The organism is Psychrobacter sp. P2G3 (assembly GCF_001593285.1).
Classification (GTDB): Bacteria; Pseudomonadota; Gammaproteobacteria; order Pseudomonadales; family Moraxellaceae; genus Psychrobacter.
In genome coordinates this window covers 2736992-2756843 of record NZ_CP012529.1, presented here as the reverse complement: position 1 = coordinate 2756843, position 19852 = coordinate 2736992, and the positions used below count along the sequence as shown (strand labels likewise).

Genomic DNA, 19852 nt, shown 5'->3' with positions numbered 1-19852 from the left:
TTGTATGTATAAAATGTAACAATATAGACATCAGTAAGCGCGTTGTTATCTCTAGACGGTTTACCGAACGAAGTGCTACACTAGCTTTCGGTTTGTGACCGCTACCATTGAGCAAGTCTATACCTCATTGAGCAAGTCCATATCTAATATGCCTGTCTATATAATGATGACGACATTATCTAATAATTAATTAGGGAGTATTCTATGAAACAGCCTTTACGTGTTGCCGTGACTGGTGCCGCTGGTAATATCAGCTACGCGATGCTATTTCGTATTGCATCTGGCGAGATGCTAGGTAAAGATCAGCCAGTTATTTTGCAATTACTTGAAATCACACCAGCTCTTGACGCCCTAAAGGGTGTAGTCATGGAACTAGAAGACTGTGCATTCCCATTGTTGGCCGGTATCGTTCAAACTGATGATGCTAACGTTGCATTTAAAGATATCGACTATGCATTACTTGTTGGCGCACGTCCGCGTGGCCCAGGTATGGAACGTAAAGATTTGCTAGAAGCCAATGCTGCGATTTTCTCAGCACAAGGTAAAGCATTGAACGATGTTGCAAGCCGTGATGTAAAAGTATTGGTCGTGGGTAACCCTGCGAATACCAACGCGCTTATCGCTCAGCGTAATGCACCAGGTCTTGACCCACGTAACTTTACTGCCATGACTCGCCTAGATCATAACCGTGCTATGGCACAGTTAGCTGACAAAACTGACAGCACTGTTAATGACATCAAAAACATGACTATCTGGGGCAACCATTCATCAACTCAGTATCCAGACCTAACCGCTTGTACCGTAAACGGTAAGCCAGCGCTAGATCTAGTAGATCGCGATTGGTACGAAAACACTTATATCCCAGAAGTACAACAGCGCGGTGCAGCGATTATTAAAGCTCGCGGTGCATCATCTGCCGCTTCTGCTGCCAATGCTGCCATTGCACACATGCGCACGTGGGCACTAGGTAGTGATGAAAACGATTGGGTATCAATGGGTGTTTACTCAAACGGCGAATACGGTATTGCTGAAGGCTTAATCTACTCATTCCCAGTTACCTGCGCTAACGGCGACTGGTCTATCGTAGACGGCGTTGATGTGTCATCAGATTTCTCAAAAGAGAAAATGGCGGCGACTGAGCAAGAGCTTAGCGAAGAGCGTGATGCAGTAGCACATTTATTACCATAATTAAGTAGCTTGCTAAGACTGTGGCGCTATTTATAATTCGTATTATGTAAAAAAGCCTTCTATATAGAGGGCTTTTTTGTACTTTAACATTCGCATCATTAATAATTTATGCTGAATTTTTGGTTATCAATGCACTGTGATTTCCTAGTTTTTGATAATCAGTCGTTAACACAATTGATAACGTTAGATTAACGTTGAATAACAGCTTTTAAAATAAAGCTTGCTACAATGAATACGTTAGTTCAAATAATAAGCACAATTGAATCCGTAGCACTTAAGGAGAAAAAGTATGTTGGGTGAACCTGAATACAATATGAATGAATTATTTGCACAGCTAGGGCTTGATAGCTCTGACGAAGCGATTGATAGCTTCGTTGAAAAACATAAATTAGCGAAAGAAGAGAAGTTAACAGAGTCTGATGTCTGGAATGATAATCAGCGTATGTTCTTACAAGAAGAGTGGGAAAAAGATGCGGCATGGGTAGAAGTTATTGATGACTTAAATGTACGCATGCACCCAGATGCTTAGAAAAATAAAAAAGATTGATTAAAACGAAAACCCACAAGCGTTAAGGTTGTGGGTTTTTTTCTGTCTATAAATTAAGCATACTTTTTAACTTATTTTCTGCTTTGAGCGCCAATCAAGTAATTCTTTTACATCGTTATGAATGCCTATTTTTAAGGCCTCTAAACCGTCATAATGTCGTTCACCATGCAGATAATGTAAAAATCGTACTTGCAGCGTCAAGCCATATAGATCAGCTTGCAACGCTGGAAAATGTACTTCCAAGCGCCAGTCACGCTCTTTATTGACAGAGGGTCTGGTACCGATACTGGCTGTACCAAACAAGCTATATGGACGTAAGCCTGCGACGCCTGTTTTGCCATCAACAGCGAGTGCTGTTAAACCATTAGGTATTACTTTTCCATCATCATCTAAGCTGACCACGTCAACTGCGAAAATACCGTGTAGAGCAGGTTTTAAGCGTTCTAAATCGATATTAGCAGTGGGGAAGTCCATGGTACGACCAATTTTATCACCACCGATGACTAACCCTGTAATGGCATAGTCGCGGCCGAGCAGAGTGTTAGCAGCGTCAAGGTCACCGGCTAATAATAGATCGCGAACACGAGTAGAGCTAATGCGCTCAGCTGCATCGCTTTCATCCGTGACGGTATGTAAATTGGTGACATGCAAGCCATAGTCACGCAAAAACTGACTGTCGCCGGTACGGTCATGACCAAATTTGAAGTCATCACCTAATACCAAAGATTTTACGTTCAAGCGTAGTGCTAAAAGATCAGCGAATGCTTGCGCTGATAATGAGCGAAAATCGCTATCAAAGCCTGCTACAATCAGTGTTTCAATGCCATATTCTGCGAGCAAGGCTTGCTTTTCTGCAAGATTGGTCAGGCGCGCAGGAGCAGTCGCTGGTGAGAAAAATTCACGCGGCTGTGGTTCAAATATCATGACGGCAGAGCTAAGGTTTTGCGCGTCAGCAATGTCACGAACTTGGGCTAACATCGCTTGATGACCTAAATGCACACCGTCGAAGTTGCCGATAGTCAGCACACAGGGCGCTAAATCTACTGGGCTAGTATTTGCAGGCAAAGTGCTTGGCGAGGCAATCAGTTGCTCAAGAAAATAGGTGTTCATAAATTTTCAGCTATGATAGATAAGAACAGATAGAAAAGAAAAAACACATCTCTATTAAAGATTGATGTGTCTAAAACCAGCCATTATAAAGTAAAATAGCCATACTAACATCCTATAGTCTGCTGATAATACAAGTATAGTCAATCCACTATAAAAGAGTGACGGCGTTAATCTCGCTTGCAGTATCCCATATACGCCTACGCCCATTCTTCTTTAATAACTGTAATAAATGCGACTGTAGATTGACTATGTTTAATAACCAAGAGTGATTTTTAATTGTTTATCACAAACTTTAACATTAGCTATGGAGACCCTATGACTGACATTGCTTTGAACGATATACCATCGACCTCTCCAACATATAATCTCAATGAGCAATTTACTGTGCAGCGTGCCAGCAAGGCTGATTTGCCAGAGATTTTAGCAATCTATAATCAAAGCATTGCGGGCAAACAAGCAACGGCTAATCTTACTCCAGTAACTTGTGAAGAGCGTGCAGAATGGTTTGAGGAGCATCTAAATAGTCTAACGCGCCCAATCTATGTTGTTAGAGCGGTTGTTAAATTGGCGGCTGACACTACCGAAAGCGCAGTGCAAACAGCGTCCCCAATCATCGCGTGGGGCAGCTTTAGTGATTTGTATGCACGTACCGCGTACCATATCAGCACTGAAATCAGTATCTACTTGCATCAGGATTATCATGGAAAAGGGCTGGGTAGCTTGCTCGCGCGCTGGATGATGACGCAAGCGCCAAGTCTAGGCATTCATAATGTAATCGCACTTATCTTTGCCCATAACCAGCCAAGCTTAGGATTATTCCGTAAGCTTGGCTTTGAGCAGTGGGGGTATATGCCGAAAGTGTGCGATATGGAGGGTTTCATCGCTGATGTTGTCATGCTAGGTAAAGCAGTGACGTCAGACAAATAATATTAAATAAAGACAAGGAATAGATTTAACCTAAAATCTTCCATTGGTTGTCTATTTTCTGTAATTCATAGGTCAGTGGTGCAGGCTCACTTTGACCTTTTAGCATCAGCTCACCGGTGATAGTGGCACGAGTTTTATCACCATTATATTTGGTATCAGTAATAGTGACGCCATCGACAGTTTGCTGAAAAGCAGACTGAGTCTTAGCCAGCTCTTCTTCAAAATTTGCCATATCTACTTTATAGTATCCAGCGGCTTGCTGCACATCGCCGTCATATAAGCTATCTAGGGCTTTTTTGACAGTATCTTCTGGTGTGCCAGCTTCGGTCGGATTGGTAACTAGGCTTTTTTGCTTATTAATAGAGCTAGAGCTCTCAGCTACTTGCTGACTTTCAACAGCATTATCAGCATCAGTTAATTCTGTTTGACCAGCTACATCGTTCTCAGATGCTTCCACAACATCTGCAGTATTTTCAGTGTTACTGGCAGCTGTCTCTGTTTCTACATTATCGTTGTTGCTACAACCACTTATAACTAGTCCGGTGCTCAACACGCCAGCAGCCAGTATGGTTGGCAAACGTAGCAAGATAGATTGTTTAGTTGTCATATTAGTCCTCAAAATTCATTTATGCATAAAAGACTCATTATGGCAACTATCAACGTCATGCACTGTCAATTCTCATACTAAGCTTGTTTTGGTTTCGTAAGTTTGTACGCTAATTATTTTTTAACACTGAGTTTTAACCATGTTTTAGCTGACGAGGACGGAATCCCGTTGCCAATAAGACTACGCCATAAACTACTGCGCCAACCCCACACATAATGAGCAGAGCTGCTATACGTCGCCATTGAGCATCATCGGTTGGGAAGTAGGGCAGCATGACATAAAGGACCGCGACCATAGCGCTTGTAGAAATCGCAAACTGGGCAAAAAGCTTTTTCCAATGGCTGCCAAAGCGGAATATCTCACGCTTGTGCAAGAAGTAATATAACAAGCCTGCGTTCACGAATGCTGCACCCGTAGTCGCTAAAGCCAAGGCACCATGCAGTGGTATTTTGAAAAAGTAAAATATTCCGATAAAAATAACACTGAAAACCATATTGGCAAACACGGAAATAATACCGATTTTTACTGGTGTTCTGGTATCTTGGCGTGCAAAAAATGCTGGGGCAAAGATTTTAATCAGCATGAATCCCAAAATTCCGCCGGCCATACTACGTAACGCCAACGAGCTCATTTGTGCATCACGTAAGGTAAACTCACCACGTAAGAACAGCGCCTGCATGAGCACATCTGCCAGTATAAATAAGGCTGCGGATGCTGGAACACCAACCAAAATAATTAGTCGCGCTGCCCAATCAATGGTCTTTTTAAAGCTAACATCATCTTTTTGCGCTTCACTTTTTGACAAGCTTGGCAGAATAACCGTACCGATAGCCACACCGATTAGTCCTAGTGGTAGCTCGCTCATACGTTCCGCAGCATACAACCAAGAGACTGAACCGCCTATCATGAGAGAAGCGAATACGGTATTGAGCAGTAGGTTAATCTGAGTGACAGAAACGCCAAAGATAGCAGGTAGCATCAATTTTAAAATACGCTTAACACCTTCGTGCTGAAAATCAATTTTAGGTGCAACCAGCAATTTTTGTTGCCATAGCTGTGGCAGCTGTATCAGAAACTGTAACAAACCAGCGATAGCGACTGCATAACCGAGCGCCATAATCGGCGTATCAAACATTGGGGCGAAAATTAGCGCACCGCCAATCATACACAAGTTTAATAATACTGGTGCAAAGGCTGGCGCAGCAAAACGCCCGTAACTTTGCAAAATACCGCTGGCAAAAGCGGTCATAGAAATAAACAGTAAGTAAGGGAAGGTCAGACGGAGCAGCTCAGCAGTAATGGCAAACTTGTCTGGTTGATCAGCAAATCCAGGCGCAAATAATGTCACCACCCAAGGTGCGATTAAAATCACAACTACTGTCAGCATGGATAAAACCAGCAACAACGCCCCTGAGGTGCGACTGACTAAAATCTGTACCTGTTGCAGACTGTATTTTTCTTTATATTCGGACAGTACAGGAACGAAGGCTTGGCTAAATGCGCCTTCTGCAAATAAACGCCGTAAAAAGTTCGGTATCTTGAAAGCGACCAAAAAGGCATCCATCAGGCCACCTGCGCCAAAGACACCTAATAACACAATATCACGTACCAAACCTAAAATACGCGACAGCATGGTCATGCTACTGACCACCATGGTTGAACGAAATAACCGACTTTTTGCCATGAGAACCTATTCTGCTAATTTGTTTAGGGATGGTTGTTTGCTGATTTACTGTTGTCAAAAAACTGACGGATTATAGCATTTTCATGGCATATCTATAGCATAGATAAATGAATTGAATGTGGAATTGAATGTGGAATTGAATGCTGCTGTTATTATGAGTAATCGCTACTTACAGAATTTCTCGGCCACTAGCCCGCGTAACTTCGCCCATTCAAAATAATCACCAGGATCTGTCTTACGTCCCGGTGCAATATCACTGTGTCCGGTTAGGTGTCGGCGGGTTTTAGGATAGGCGGCGTATATAGCGGCGACTACTGCTGCGAGCGTGTCGTATTGAGGGGTGGTGAAGGACACAAAATCTGACCCTTCAAGCTCGATGCCAATGCTATAATCGTTACATTCAGGTCGGCCAAGGTAGCTTGACCTGCCCGCATGCCACGCGCGTTCATTGAAATTTACAAATTGAGTAATGGTGCCATCACGTTCGATAAATAAGTGAGCTGAAACTTCTGCGCCTCTAATTGTCTGAAAATAAGGATGTGCATCCCAGTCTAATTGATTGGTAAATAGCGCCTTTACATAATGCACACCGTCAGTGCCACAGGCGCCAAACTCATTGGGTGGTAGGCTAATATTATGAATGACGATAGTATCAATAGTCGTATCGTCAGGTCGTCTATTGTTATTCGGTGATGCAAGCCATGTCGCGTCGGATAATAGGCCATCTTTGATAGTCATTGACGATGGAATAGCTGAACTGAGCATAATGTTCTCTTTATATAATGGTATTAACAAGTATGCAGCTAAAGCATTTATCTAATAAATTTTCGTAAAATAATAACAAACATAATTTATATACTTAAGAGCCAAATAATTAAATAATTTAGTTCCAAGATAACTTTTGAAATATTTAAGTCAACAGCCTAGCAGAACTTGTTGACTAGACCTTAGCAGCGCTACCAGCCTATCAATAATAACGTGCGAGATTTTACCTCATGTCTATAAAGCCGTCTTCTATATCTGTAGATTGTACCTTAAGCACAATTAGCCTGCGAGCTTGTAGTCATCGAGCACGTTTGCCGATTGCCATTGCTGGGCTACTACTCTCTGCAAATGCGCAGGCTTTTTTGCCAACGCCATTGTCAGTAGTGACAACAGGGGAATTAGCGCCTGATATAACTGCTGCGCCTCAAGCAAAAGCGGTGAATTTGGATAGTGATAAGAGTGTGCAAAACAATCGAGCTAATTCACTACAAGCCGAACAACTATTAGCCACATGGCGTAAGCAAGTACAGGCAGACAATCTTGCCGAGCATACAACATGGCGACGGTTATTATATTTTTTAGATGATAAAAAATCGCTATTTAATAAAGGTGCGCCCAAAAGCTTAATTGATAGTCCAGAGTTTTTTCTGAGTGCGAGTGGACAACAGGATGCCAGTGCTGAGCTTGACGCGATGCTCATCGCGTTTGCCAATCAAATCGCAGCGTCTCAAATCACACAGTCTACCAATAACTCAAACTCAGCCATTTGTCGTTTTCCAGCACGCACGCACTGGCTTACTGAGACTTTGGGCATTGATAGTTCGAGCTTGCAAGCTGACTGTCCAGAGCTTAAAAAATGGATGACCATGCTAGCTCCTGAGCAACTGTCAATTATGTTTGCCGAGGAGTATTTGGACAATCCAATCTCCGCTTTTGCTCACACTTTGCTGCGTATTGACTCGCCAGCAAGCGCGGCAAATCCTAGCCAAATTCATCATGCTTATGCGCTCAACGATACCGTCGATGGTAATCCTGATGATGCTTTTGTCGTTTACGCTATTAAGTCGGCTACTGGTGCTTATAATAACGTAATTGAGATTGATCCTTATCCAGAGAAGCTGGCCAAGTATCTCAAAGACGATGAGCGCGATGCGTGGACGTATCAGTTGGATTTGACTCCCGCGGAAGTACAACAAATCATATTGCATGTATGGGAAACCAAAGATTTAGACATTCCTTATTATTTCACCACGGACAACTGTGCTTCTGAGATTTTACGCTTGATTGATGTCGTGCGTCCTGAGCAGGATTTGCTCAGTCAATTGCCCTATGTCGTCATTCCTTCCGACGTGATTCAACTGCTAAATAACGAAGGTATATTAGCAGATACTCGTTACACGCCATCTGACAGTACCGTACGTCAAGCCGAGCTGAATAAGGCTAAGGCAGCTGCGGCGCTTGGTTATCAGAAACTATTTAAAGATGACGCTCGTAATATTAAATCAGCAGAGCGCAATTTGGCATCAAGTATATCTGCTGATGATGCTGACCCAAAAACGATTATAGATTACGGTATTGTCGCCTCGGATAATAATCCTATCGACAGGCATCCTTTGCAAGTGGCTCAAATTGGTATTGGTCAGCGCGGTGACAACAGCTATGTCGATGTTGGATTACGTCTAGGCTTTCATGACACCCTTGATCAGGCGTCAGGATTTTCACAGTTCTTTAATTTAGAAGCGCTTGCCACTACGCTGCGCTTTTATGATACTGATAGCAGTAAGGACAATGAACCTGACAGCGTGGTATTAGAAAACTTCACCGTGCTGCGCGGACGCTCTTTTAATCCGGTCAATACTGCTAAGCAAGGCAAGACTTGGGGTGCAAGTGTCGAAGCGACGCGCGTGAACGATGGCTCGCAAGCCGAGGGTCGGAACCATTTAGTTGGGAGCGTTGGCTATGAAACTGGTTGGTCGTGGGCGTTCGGTACACCTAGTGCTGGTACTGGTGAGATGCCACCACAGCTATGCTATGCCCTGTTATCAGGGAAGGGGCAAGCAGGACGTGGGATTAATAAAGGTTTTCGCGTAGGCGCAGGCGTGAATGCTGGCTGCCGTTATCAGATTAACAATCAGTTACGCGCGCAGGCTGAATTGCAATTGCCATATTGGTATCATGGCAGCAGTGACGACTCTAACGTCCGCGGTCATTATTGGCAACCGATCTCAAGCTTAGGTCTGCAATACGATATCGATAAAACACAAGCATTACGCATCAATGCCAACTACGACTGGCAAGATCGTGTCGATGCCAATGACGATGTGCAATTGTCATACAGACGCTATTTTTAACAGCTGGCTTTATAAGAAGTTTTGAAAATAGGTTTTTACAGATTGCCTTTAAAACTGTTTGTTAAAAACGGTTTTTGAATATTACTGTTAGCGTCATTTCTAGAGATTGATGTTAAAGCAGAATTGTGCCAAAAAAGGGATGCATTATGAGTACGCAAAATTTACTGATTATCGGACAAGGTGATATCGGTCTGCCAGTCACCAATAGACTTGCTGAGGACGGTTTCTCGGTCACAGGTCTTGCTCGTAGTAAACGCGAGCATTATGATTTGAATAGTAATGCAAAGTTTATGCAAGCTGATGCGTTGACGCTTAGCGCTGAGCAGCTGCAAGACTTTACTCATATTGCAATTATCGTCACTCCTGATGAGTATTCAACCAGCGGTTATCACGACAGTTACTTGGCGATTAATCAACATTTAGCAGAGCTTGCGGATAAGCTAACCAACCTTGTGCGCGTTGTTTTTATTTCCTCAACGGGTGTTTATGGTCAAGATAATGGTGAATGGATTGATGAAGATACCGCGCCTATTACCCCTAAGCGCGAAGCTTCCAAAGTGATACTCCAAGCAGAACAAGCGCTGCAACAAGGTTTTGGTAATAAAGCCATTGTCATTCGTCCGAGCGGAATTTACGGACGCGAGCGTCTAATGCGCTTACGTAAAGTCCGCGAGTCACAAAAAGAGCCAGTGGCAGCAGCGCACTGGAGTAATCGTATTATGAATCGTGATTTGGTCAATATTATCGCTAATGTAATGACTACAGGGGCGCCAAAGCCCCTTTATATCGCCACTGACTATGCGCCAGTCACGACTTTTGAGCTAGGCGTTTGGTTAAGTGAGCAGATAGGAGAGACGCCTCCTGCTATTGATAAGAAAAAAATAACTGTTACGGGGAAACGTTTACATAGCAACATTCCGTTAGCTTGGCTCAATTATCCTGACTGGCAGGTAGGTTATCGTGATATTTTGCGCCATCAAGAGTAAGATGACAGTTTGATTTAATTAGAATTGATTTTATATTTTATAGTTTATGGAGATTTCATGACCCAGCCTTCTACTTCTGATAATCGCTTACCCAATGCTGAACTTGCAGCAATAGGCGATAAGCTGCCAGAAGGCAATGCTGAGCTGTCGTCTACGTTGCCTGATAGCAAGCAGCCTGCGATCGTGCACCCTAACTTTGATCCGAGCCAATCGCCACTTGACCCTGCGCGGCCTTTAAGTGATATTCCAGAGCCTGCTCGACGCCTAAATGGCCAATTGCGACGGCTCTATGGAAATTCTGCGCGGTTTTATCAGCCTAATGAAGACAGCTTATCGAAATGGGAGTTGGTTGCGTCAGAGGCATTGGCTGAGCATTTGTCATTATTAAATGCGGCAAAGCTTGTCGAATTTCCTGATAATTTTTATCAAAATCATAGCGAGCAGCCATTATTATCGCCGCTAAGCAACATGACTCTATTAGATATGTCAGATATTCAGCAGGCGATTCGCGCTTATCCAAAACTGAATCGTTATGGTTTTGCGCTTGCTGATAGTCCCGTAAAGATTAATAAAGATGATAATGGCTCCAATAAAAATAATACTAAAGCGTCTTCTGCCTCGTTACGTGCGTTGACCAAACGTTATAATCCTGATGAGTTACTCAGCAGTCTTTATGCTGATGATTGGCAAGTGATTTTACAGCCGCAGCAGTTTGAGACAGGCGAGGGCAGTTTGGCTACCGATATTATGGCATGTAGCGTCGCTGTCCATGCTTTAAAGCAATGTAGTACGCGCAAAACTATCAATCATAGCTATAGCGCGGCGCAAATCTGTCAGCATGTCCGTAGCTACTTACTTAGCCAGCTTGATCTTGAACCAGCACAGCGTTATCAGTATCGTCAGATTCGGCTATTTGCGGGACATATTATTGTTGCGGCTTACCATTTAGGCTGGGGCATACAAGTGAGCCATAATGGTCAATGCTATTTTAATCTCTCATCGCGTAGTGGCCTGTTGACTCGTTATCCCAATATGCAGGATTACGACATCAATGGTTGGTCAAGCTGATCAATAATGCGTACAATAATGCAAATTTTTTGCCCTTTATTTTGCTGATAGGAATGCCATAATGCTCAATGCTCCAATGACTAATGCTCAACCTGCCCAAAACGTTTCTTTCTCATCTCATCAATTTATTCAATTGGCTTTAGACAATCAAGTTTTAAAGTTTGGTGAGTTTGTGCTTAAGTCTGGTCGTATCAGTCCGTATTTTTTTAATGCAGGCTTGCTAGCGACTGGTGAGATGTTATCGTTACTAGCGCGCGGTTATGCAGATGCCTTGGCCGCAGAGATGGCTGAACAAATAGATGCTAGCAATAACGGTGCAGAGCAGCAAGAGCTGGTCATTTTTGGTGCGGCTTATAAAGGTATTCCATTCGTTGCCGCAACAGCGCAAGCGTTATGGCTGCATCATGGTATCAATGCTAAATGGGGTTATAACCGTAAAGAAGCCAAAACTCACGGCGAGGGTGGTAACTTAGTCGGTGCTGATGTCAGTGGCAAAGCTGTCTGGGTACTTGACGATGTTATTACTGCTGGCACAGCGATGCGCGAAGTGGTCGAGATATTAGAGCAAGCTGGCGCAAGCGTTGCAGGTATTATTGTAGCCCTTGATCGTAAAGAAAAAGGCCAAAGCGATTATTCTGCTATACAAGAGCTCGCAGCGACCCTAAAAGTACCGGTGCGTGCACTCGTCAACATTGACGATTTAATCAGTTATTTAGCTGACGACCATGGTGCACAAAACGGCCAGCATAAAGACGCGACCCAACTCGCAAAAATGCAGCATTACCGTGAGCAGTACGGCGTATAGTTTGTTGTTAGAATGCTGTTCTTGAGCTGTATTGAAGCTTTGCTACATTGCAGGTGCTTATGAATACTTGCCTATAAATAAGTGCCTGTAATTTCCTATAACTGCCTATTCATAATATAACGTAAGTGAGCCTTATCATGAGCCAAGAAAATCAAAAAAAATCTTTAAAAATACTCGTCATCATGGATCCTATCGAACAGGTTAATTATAAAAAAGACACCACTTTGGCAATGATGTGGGCAGCACAAGACCGTGGTCACACGCTTGGCTATTGTCAGATTCATGATCTTTGGTTGGATCGTGGGCAATTGATGGTCGATACGCAGCCAGTGACGGTAAAGCGTGACCCTGAAAATTTCTATACGTTAGGTGATAAGGCGACAGGTCCGGTCAGCGACTATAACGTGATTTTGATGCGTAAAGATCCGCCGTTTGACATGCGCTTTATTTATGCGACCTATATGCTTGATCATGCTAAAGCGGCAGGCGTGCTAGTGGTCAATGACCCACAAGCGATTCGCGACTGTAATGAGAAGTTGTTTGCCACTTGGTTTAGCGATTATATGAGCCCAACGATTGTGACCAGCAAACAAGCACATATTCGCAAATTTATCACTGAGCAACAAGATGTCATTGTCAAGCCATTAGACGGCATGGGCGGCACGGGCATTTTCCGTCTGACCGCTGATAGCCCAAACATCGGGGTGACACTAGAAATATTAACTGAGCTTGAAACCTTGCCAATTATGGCACAGCGTTATTTACCAGAGATTAAAGAGGGTGATAAGCGTGTGTTAATCGTCGATGGAGTGGTAATCGATTACAGCTTGGCACGTATTCCTACCAAAGGCGAAACCCGTGGTAATCTAGCTGCTGGTGGTAGCGGAGTGGCCATGCCGCTTACCGATATTGAACGCCAAGTGGCAGAAGTAGTCGCCCCAATCGTCAAAGAAAAAGGCCTAATGTTCGTCGGCTTAGACTTAATCGGTGGACGGATTACGGAGATTAACGTGACCAGTCCGACTTGCGTACGTGAGATTGATGATCAATGTGGTACTGATATTGCGACAGAATTTATGATAGCGATAGAAGCTCGTTATTAAGGGTTATATTTTGGAGATGAGAGGTTATTAGTTTTTTGATATCTCTCATTTTTATTGTTTAATATTATAGCCATTTAACCCATTATTTAAGCGATAAAATGCTGTATAAATGAGCATAGATTCCTCTATACTATGCGGGCTTTTGTGTATGTGCCTTCAGAGTGAATCACTTCTATCAATATATCAGTGGCTACTACTTAATATTCATTTTAGTACAGATAAGAAAGGCAGGCGTTAATGAAGACACCGCATATATTGATGATGGCCGCTGGTACTGGTGGACATGTATTCCCAGCACTGGCAGTTGCTGAGGAATTGACCCAACGCGGTGCCGTTATTCACTGGCTAGGTACGCCGAATGGTATGGAAAATGGCTTGGTTAAGCCAACTGGTTACGCTTTTCATCCTATTGCGATGCAAGGGTTACGCGGCAAAGGCATAGGGCGTGTAGTCAAATTACCCTTTACCTTGCTATCAGCGACGATGGCAGCAGTTAAAATCATCCGTAGCAATCAGATTGATATGGTAGTGGGTTTTGGTGGTTACGTAACTGCGCCTGGTGGTATTGCTGCGCGTATGACCAATACGCCTCTAATTATCCATGAGCAAAATGCTATTGCCGGTATGAGCAATCGTTATTTGGCTAAGATTTCTACTAAGGTAATGCAGGCGTTTGAGCATACTTTTGCTAATAGTGAACAGGATGCTAAGCTTGAAACCGTTGGTAATCCAGTACGTAACGCTATTACGGGTGTGGCTGAACCGACTGAGCGTTATGACATTAATGACAGTTCAGCGCTTAAATTGTTGGTGGTTGGTGGCTCGCTTGGCGCGCAAGTATTAAACGACACCGTACCTAAGGCACTTTCGTTAATAGACAGTCCTTTTGAGGTGCGTCATCAATGTGGGCGTAACAACGAGACGGCTACAAAAGCAGCTTATGATAGCGAGGACTTAGGCGCTCATCAGTTCACTGTACAGCCATTTATTGATGATATGGCCGCTGCTTATAATTGGGCAGATATTATCGTTTGCCGAGCTGGTGCCTTGACGGTTACTGAAATTCAAAATGTCGGTATCGCTGCGATTTTTGTGCCGCTACCGCATGCGGTAGATGATCATCAAACTGCGAATGCGCGCACCTTGACGTCACACGATGCTGCAATTTTGTTACCGCAGTCTGAGTTGACACCGCAGCGTTTGAGTGATGAGCTTGCAGCACTTGATCGTCATACTTGCTTGGAGATGGCAAAGAAAGGTCACGCCCTTGCTAATCGTAGTGCCAGTAAGCAAGTTGCTGATATCATTTGGCAAGCGTTGTAGCTTATATCATAAGCCTTTGCTTTCATGACTGATTGTTTTCCGTAACTAAGTTTTTTAATTCATCATATTTTATTAGCCTTTAATAAAGAGAACTCCTTATGTCTACCTCTGCGAAAGCTCTACCTAAGCGTTTGATTGAGATACCAGAAATGCGCCGTATTCAGCATTTGCATTTTATCGGTATTGGCGGTTCAGGTATGTGCGGTATCGCTGAGGTTATGAATAATCAAGGCTATCAAGTTAGCGGTTCTGACATCGCTGATAGCGTGATTACTCGACGTCTAGAGCAGATTGGAATTAAGATATCAATTGGTCATGATTCTAAAAATATCGCCAATGCGGATGTCATCGTCGTATCGTCAGCGATTGATCGCAGCAATCCTGAAGTAAAAGCAGCACTAGAAGCGCGTCTGCCAGTGGTTCGCCGCGCTGATATGCTAGGCGAGTTAATGCGTTATCGTCATGGGATTGCGGTTGCTGGCGCACATGGCAAGACCACAACGACTAGTTTGTTGACTACTATGATGGCAGAAGGACAGCTCGATCCGACCTACGTGATTGGCGGTAAGCTAAATGCCTCAGGGAAAAATGCCGCGCTTGGCAGTAGTCGTTATTTGGTTGCTGAAGCAGACGAGTCTGATGCGTCGTTTTTGTCATTGCATCCGATGGCCGCGATTGTCACCAATATCGACCAAGACCATATGGAGACCTATGAAAACAGCTTCGATAAACTAAAAGCTGCTTACATTCAGTTTTTACAAAATATGCCGTTTTATGGCTTGGCTGTGGTGTGCGGTGATGACCCTGAACTATATGCAATGATTGATGATATTGGCCGTCCCGTACTGACTTTTGGTCTTGAGCCGTTTAACGATGTACAGGCAATTGACTTGGTTACTGAGGGTACTAAGACACATTTTACCGTATTGCGCCGCGACCGTGAGCCGCTACGCTTGACGTTAAATATCCCTGGTACGCATAACGTTTATAATGCATTGGCTGCTATCACTATGGCGACCGATGAAGGCGTCGATGATGAAGCGATTAAGCGCGCACTGCAGAAATTCGAAGGGGTCGGCCGCCGCTTTGAGCAGCATGCCTCTGTGGATATTGATGAGGGTAATGTTTTATTGATTGATGATTATGGTCACCATCCAAAAGAAGTCGATGCCACTATCAAAGCGGCGCGTCAAAGTTTTCCTGATCGTCGTCTAGTGATGCTGTTTCAGCCGCATCGTTATAGCCGTACGCGTGACTGTTATGATGATTTCGTCGAAGTACTCTCAAGCGTTGATGAGCTCTTATTATTAGAGGTATATTCAGCAGGCGAAAGCCCGATTGCGGGTGCTGATACTAAGTCATTAGCACGCAGTATTCGCTTGCGTGGCGAAGTTGAACCAACGATTATTGATAAGGACAATCTAGCACCTGTCATGCAGCGCTTATTAAAAGCAAATGACATGCTTATCACTCAAGGTGCTGGCAATGTGGGCCAGATATCCATCGACTTGGCTGCAAACAATCTCTATATCCAGTAAGCTAGAAGAATTTTAGGAACTATCTACATGTCTATTAACAATCAAGAAAATGCAAAAAACCTCAACGAAGCCATAAATGATGCCGAGAATACGACGCTTATTACTAATCCAGAGTCTGCTTTAGCAGCAGCTGCGCAAGCAGAGAAAGATACTATGGAAAATAACCAGCTAAAGCAAGACACACTATTAACTGTCGCTCCTAGCAAAGTGAAAGATGCGAGTGAGTTTGGTAAGGTGGCTGTCGTTTATGGTGGCAGTAGCAATGAGCGCAGCGTGTCATTGGACAGTGGGGCCGCCGTATTGCAAGCGCTACAAAATCAAGGCGTCGATGCCACTCATTTTGATCCTAAGCATCAAGACATTACTGAGCTTCGTGACTATGATCGCGTGTTTAACGTGTTACATGGTCGCGGCGGCGAAGATGGTTTGCTACAAGGCGTGTTGCAATGGTTTGATATTCCGCAAACAGGTTCAGGGATTTTAGCATCAGCCTTAGGAATGGATAAAGTTCGTACTAAGCAGTTGTGGCAGGGTTGCGGGTTATCAACGGCACCATTTTCATTGTTGACAGCTGATACCGACTGGCAGCAAGTGGTGAATATGTTGGGTTTACCTTTAATTATTAAACCTGTACATGAAGGTTCAAGTATTGGCATGACTAAGGTCAACCATCTTGACGAGTTGCCTGCTGCCTATGCAACGGCAGTACAGTGTGGCGATGTAGTAATGGCTGAACGCTGGATTACGGGTCGTGAGTTTACAATTGTTATTATTGATGATGAAGCCTATCCAGTTATTCGTTTAGAACCTGCTGATATCACTAACTTTTACGATTTTGAAGCTAAATATAATCGCAATGATACTGGCTATTATATTCCTTGTGGACTCAGTAATAGTGATGAAAAACATTTGCAAGACTTGAGCCTTGCTGCGTTCCGTGCCGTTAATGCAAAAGGCTGGGGGCGTGTCGATGCTATGCAAGATGAGGCTGGCAATTTTTGGTTACTAGAAATCAATACGGTACCTGGTATGACCAGTCATAGCTTAGTCCCGATGGCAGCTAAAGCACAAGGTATGGACTTTGATACCTTATGCTGGCACATACTGGCACAAACACTTTAATAGAGAGAAACTATTCATTAGAGATTGTCTTTTAGTATCGTGTTAGAGAGCTTATCGCTGCTACTTTACAATAAATAGAGTTTAGTACTATTTATTAAGATAAATTGCTAATATTTTTAGTGCTATATTGAACAAAACGGATATAATGCATCCTAAGATTGTATCGCTAGCCCTGCTATAACACAGCTTCCTGTAAACTTGTGTAAAATCGCTAGTTACAGCATGGGTTAGGCTATTGTTTACCATCAAAATACGTTAATATTGTAATGATTACCCTATGTTGGTGATATTTATCTCATTTTAGGCGTTTATCGTGTATTGAGAGACAAAGCATTAAAGTCTGATGGCTTTTATAGCAAAACGGTCATAGCAAAACAGTAGTTATTTAATCGAAATATTTAGTAAGCTAAAATATATACAAGGTATAGGGGCAAACGCGGTTATGGCTCAAACTGTCAATGGAACAACTGACTTGATGAGTGATGACGCCCGTCGCCCGAGATCCAGCTTGCAAGTACCTACTTGGGTTAAGTATTTTTTTATGACTCTTGTAGTAGGGCTATTGTTATTAATATTAATGATGGGTGGTAAGGCTCTACGTGATGCACCGCCAGCTGCTATTCATGTCAACACACAAGATTTGACCACTGCTCAATATCAAGCTTTGCAACAGACTATGAGTCAGCAAACAGTAAGTAGTTTTTTTACAACTGACTTGCAGGCGTTACGAGATATTGCAATGGGACTTGCTTGGGTCGATCAGATCAGTGTGACTCGAGATTGGCAGCGTGGTATCGTCATCACAGCATTACCTAAGCAGGCAGTAGCCAATTTTGGTACAGAACGTTTAGTCGATGCTCAAGGTGCAGTATTCGTGCCAGCAGACAGCGAAGAGTTAACCAAGCCAAAATTTGCTACGTTGCAAGGTGAGATGAACCAAGCGCCTGTTATTATGCAGCAAATGCAGCAGATTAATGATTGGTATGCACCGCTTGATATGCGAGTTGAGGATATCATTCTAACACCGCGTATGACTTGGTTAGTACGTTTCGATAATGGTCTAAGGGTTATTGTCGATAACGAAAATACCGCGCAAAAGTTACTTAATTTAAGCCAGCTTTTAAGCAATCAATTAAGTGACCGCCGTGAGAATATGCAGTCGGTAGATTTAAGATATAAGAACGGTTTTACCGTTGCATGGAAGACTGAAGTGCCACAAGTAGAACCAGTGGTAGCTCAGCCTGTAACGTAAACTAGTCTTACCTGTACAACAGTTTTGCCGTCTTTGTGCTATAGATGATGTATAAATTCAAAATAGTACTGTTCTAATGATTTAATGGAGACGTCATGTAGTCTCCTGTTTAGCGATAATTTGTTTGGTACCATGAAAAATACTGAAAATCTGGTTGTTGTCCATCTGAGTGCCACTGCAGTCTATGTCGTGATCGGCAGCGTTGTGTCTGCAAAAGACATACGTATTATGGGTGTTGGGCAAGTTAAAAATAGCGATTTTTATCAAGGTCAAATCAAACATCGTGAACGCTTGCAAGGTGCCATCAAACAAGCCATTCAAGATGCTGAAGATACAGCGAACTGCCGTGTACATAGTGTATGGTTGACCTTAGCTACTCCTGAATTGTCTAGCAAAAACAGTGTCGGTAATGTAGCGGTCGAGGAAGAGACTGTACGTGCTAAAGATATGGTACAAGCATTATCCAATGCTAAATCGCAAGATTTGCCGTCTGATTATTATTTGATGCACTGCTGTCAGCAAGGTATTTATATTGATGAGCAAGAAGCAATGGTTGATGATGCTATTGAGATGATTGCAAAAAACATCACAGTCATGTATCACATGATGATGATGCCGGTCTCTAGCCGTCAAAATATACAAAAGCTGCTGCAAGGGTGTGATGTTGGTATCGACCATATTGTTTTTGATGCAGTAACGAGCGCCGAATATAGTTTAATGGGTGAAGAACGCCAACAAGGTGTTTGCCTAGTAGATATAGGCGCAAGTACTACTAGTATTTGCGTGTATAAAGAAAATAAGCTTATTTTTACTCATTGTATCGCAAGTGGTAGCCATGAAGTAACAATGGATATTTCAGCTGATATCGGTATTTCTATGATAGAAGCCGAAAAGCTCAAAAAATCACATGGTACAGTCGATATAAATAGTATGGATCCAAGCTCGTTTTTTATTTTTAAACCGCAAGGTACAGGTGACGAGGTCAATGTCAGTCTTTATAATCTAGCACGCATTATTGAAGCGCGTTATGTACAGATATTTACTGAAGTCATTCGACAGTTACATGAGGCAGATCTGTTAAGTTATATCGATCGCGGTATTGTACTTACTGGTGGTGGTAGTACCATTAAAGGTATGATACCTTTTGCCAAAAGACTGTTAAAAATGCCAGTGGTGCTGTCTAACACACATCCGGCTATCAGTGCTTATAATCATTTTGATAATGAAGAGTCATTTAAGCAGCTGAATATACAGGTGAATGATCGTGCTTATCAAACTGCATTCGGAACTTTACTCTATAGTCAAAGTGAGCAGTTTCGTCACAGTGAGCAAAGTGAACCTGACGCTATTAAACAGGGCCGAATAAAAGGTACTTTCCAAAGTGTCGGCCATCGTTTCACTAGTGTTCTTAAAAAAATACTTTAGAGTATTTAGAATAAAGTATTTAAAAGCATAAACGTTTGTAATCGTCTTTGA

General features: G+C 43.0%; 17 protein-coding genes. 13 read left to right on the top strand and 4 right to left on the bottom strand.

Annotated features, from left to right (window positions below):
* Positions 1 to 204: 204 nt before the first annotated feature.
* Both AK823_RS11235 and AK823_RS11230 read left to right on the top strand, forming a co-directional pair.
* Entirely contained in the window at positions 205 to 1188 is a 984-nt protein-coding gene (locus AK823_RS11235; protein ID WP_068329289.1) for a malate dehydrogenase, read from the top strand.
* A 289-nt stretch (positions 1189 to 1477) separates the two neighbouring features.
* Positions 1478 to 1717 carry a DUF2789 domain-containing protein gene (locus AK823_RS11230; protein ID WP_068037599.1) on the top strand — a complete coding sequence of 80 codons (240 nt, stop codon included), beginning with the start codon at positions 1478 to 1480 and terminating at the stop codon, positions 1715 to 1717.
* Between the two features lie 84 nt (positions 1718 to 1801).
* On the opposite strand, the gene ribF is transcribed toward AK823_RS11230, so the two are convergent.
* A complete protein-coding gene (gene ribF / locus AK823_RS11225; RefSeq protein WP_068329287.1) occupies positions 1802 to 2845 on the bottom strand; it encodes a riboflavin biosynthesis protein RibF in 1044 nt (347 codons plus the stop codon).
* A 315-nt stretch (positions 2846 to 3160) separates the two neighbouring features.
* Here ribF and AK823_RS11220 point away from each other — a divergent pair, with 315 nt between their 5' ends.
* Positions 3161 to 3772: a GNAT family N-acetyltransferase gene (locus AK823_RS11220; RefSeq protein WP_068329285.1), complete on the top strand. Its 612-nt coding sequence runs from the start codon at positions 3161 to 3163 to the stop codon at positions 3770 to 3772.
* A 25-nt stretch (positions 3773 to 3797) separates the two neighbouring features.
* On the opposite strand, the gene AK823_RS11215 is transcribed toward AK823_RS11220, so the two are convergent.
* The 3 genes from AK823_RS11215 to ampD all read right to left on the bottom strand — a co-directional run bounded on the left by AK823_RS11215 (position 3798) and on the right by ampD (position 6828).
* Positions 3798 to 4379 carry a hypothetical protein gene (locus tag AK823_RS11215; RefSeq protein ID WP_068329282.1) on the bottom strand — a complete coding sequence of 194 codons (582 nt, stop codon included), beginning with the start codon at positions 4377 to 4379 and terminating at the stop codon, positions 3798 to 3800.
* A 133-nt stretch (positions 4380 to 4512) separates the two neighbouring features.
* A complete protein-coding gene (murJ, locus tag AK823_RS11210) occupies positions 4513 to 6063 on the bottom strand; it encodes a murein biosynthesis integral membrane protein MurJ (RefSeq protein ID WP_068329279.1) in 1551 nt (516 codons plus the stop codon).
* Between the two features lie 165 nt (positions 6064 to 6228).
* Positions 6229 to 6828, bottom strand: a complete 600-nt coding sequence (gene ampD / locus AK823_RS11205) for a 1,6-anhydro-N-acetylmuramyl-L-alanine amidase AmpD (RefSeq protein ID WP_082785713.1) — start codon at positions 6826 to 6828, stop codon at positions 6229 to 6231.
* Between the two features lie 230 nt (positions 6829 to 7058).
* On the opposite strand from ampD, the gene AK823_RS11200 reads away from it, so the two are divergent.
* From AK823_RS11200 to ftsA, 10 genes are all read left to right on the top strand, one after another.
* Positions 7059 to 9179 carry a DUF4105 domain-containing protein gene (locus tag AK823_RS11200; RefSeq protein ID WP_149031861.1) on the top strand — a complete coding sequence of 707 codons (2121 nt, stop codon included), beginning with the start codon at positions 7059 to 7061 and terminating at the stop codon, positions 9177 to 9179.
* Between the two features lie 146 nt (positions 9180 to 9325).
* Positions 9326 to 10165, top strand: a complete 840-nt coding sequence (locus tag AK823_RS11195; RefSeq protein WP_068329277.1) for an SDR family oxidoreductase — start codon at positions 9326 to 9328, stop codon at positions 10163 to 10165.
* Between the two features lie 57 nt (positions 10166 to 10222).
* A complete protein-coding gene (locus tag AK823_RS11190) occupies positions 10223 to 11233 on the top strand; it encodes a hypothetical protein (protein WP_068329275.1) in 1011 nt (336 codons plus the stop codon).
* A 76-nt stretch (positions 11234 to 11309) separates the two neighbouring features.
* Entirely contained in the window at positions 11310 to 12038 is a 729-nt protein-coding gene (pyrE, locus tag AK823_RS11185) for an orotate phosphoribosyltransferase (protein WP_068330304.1), read from the top strand.
* 137 nt (positions 12039 to 12175) lie between these two features.
* Positions 12176 to 13141 carry a glutathione synthase gene (gshB, locus tag AK823_RS11180; protein ID WP_068329273.1) on the top strand — a complete coding sequence of 322 codons (966 nt, stop codon included), beginning with the start codon at positions 12176 to 12178 and terminating at the stop codon, positions 13139 to 13141.
* 237 nt (positions 13142 to 13378) lie between these two features.
* Positions 13379 to 14464, top strand: a complete 1086-nt coding sequence (gene murG, locus AK823_RS11175) for an undecaprenyldiphospho-muramoylpentapeptide beta-N-acetylglucosaminyltransferase (RefSeq protein WP_068329270.1) — start codon at positions 13379 to 13381, stop codon at positions 14462 to 14464.
* A 98-nt stretch (positions 14465 to 14562) separates the two neighbouring features.
* Positions 14563 to 16002 carry a UDP-N-acetylmuramate--L-alanine ligase gene (gene murC / locus AK823_RS11170; protein ID WP_068329267.1) on the top strand — a complete coding sequence of 480 codons (1440 nt, stop codon included), beginning with the start codon at positions 14563 to 14565 and terminating at the stop codon, positions 16000 to 16002.
* Between the two features lie 207 nt (positions 16003 to 16209).
* Entirely contained in the window at positions 16210 to 17124 is a 915-nt protein-coding gene (locus AK823_RS11165) for a D-alanine--D-alanine ligase (protein ID WP_068330303.1), read from the top strand.
* Between the two features lie 442 nt (positions 17125 to 17566).
* Complete coding sequence (locus AK823_RS11160) at positions 17567 to 18376, top strand: cell division protein FtsQ/DivIB (protein WP_068037577.1); 810 nt, start codon at positions 17567 to 17569, stop codon at positions 18374 to 18376.
* A gap of 132 nt (positions 18377 to 18508) precedes the next feature.
* On the top strand, positions 18509 to 19801 hold the full coding sequence (gene ftsA, locus AK823_RS11155) for a cell division protein FtsA (protein WP_203226476.1): 1293 nt from the start codon (positions 18509 to 18511) through the stop codon (positions 19799 to 19801).
* The last annotated feature ends 51 nt before the right edge of the window (positions 19802 to 19852 follow it).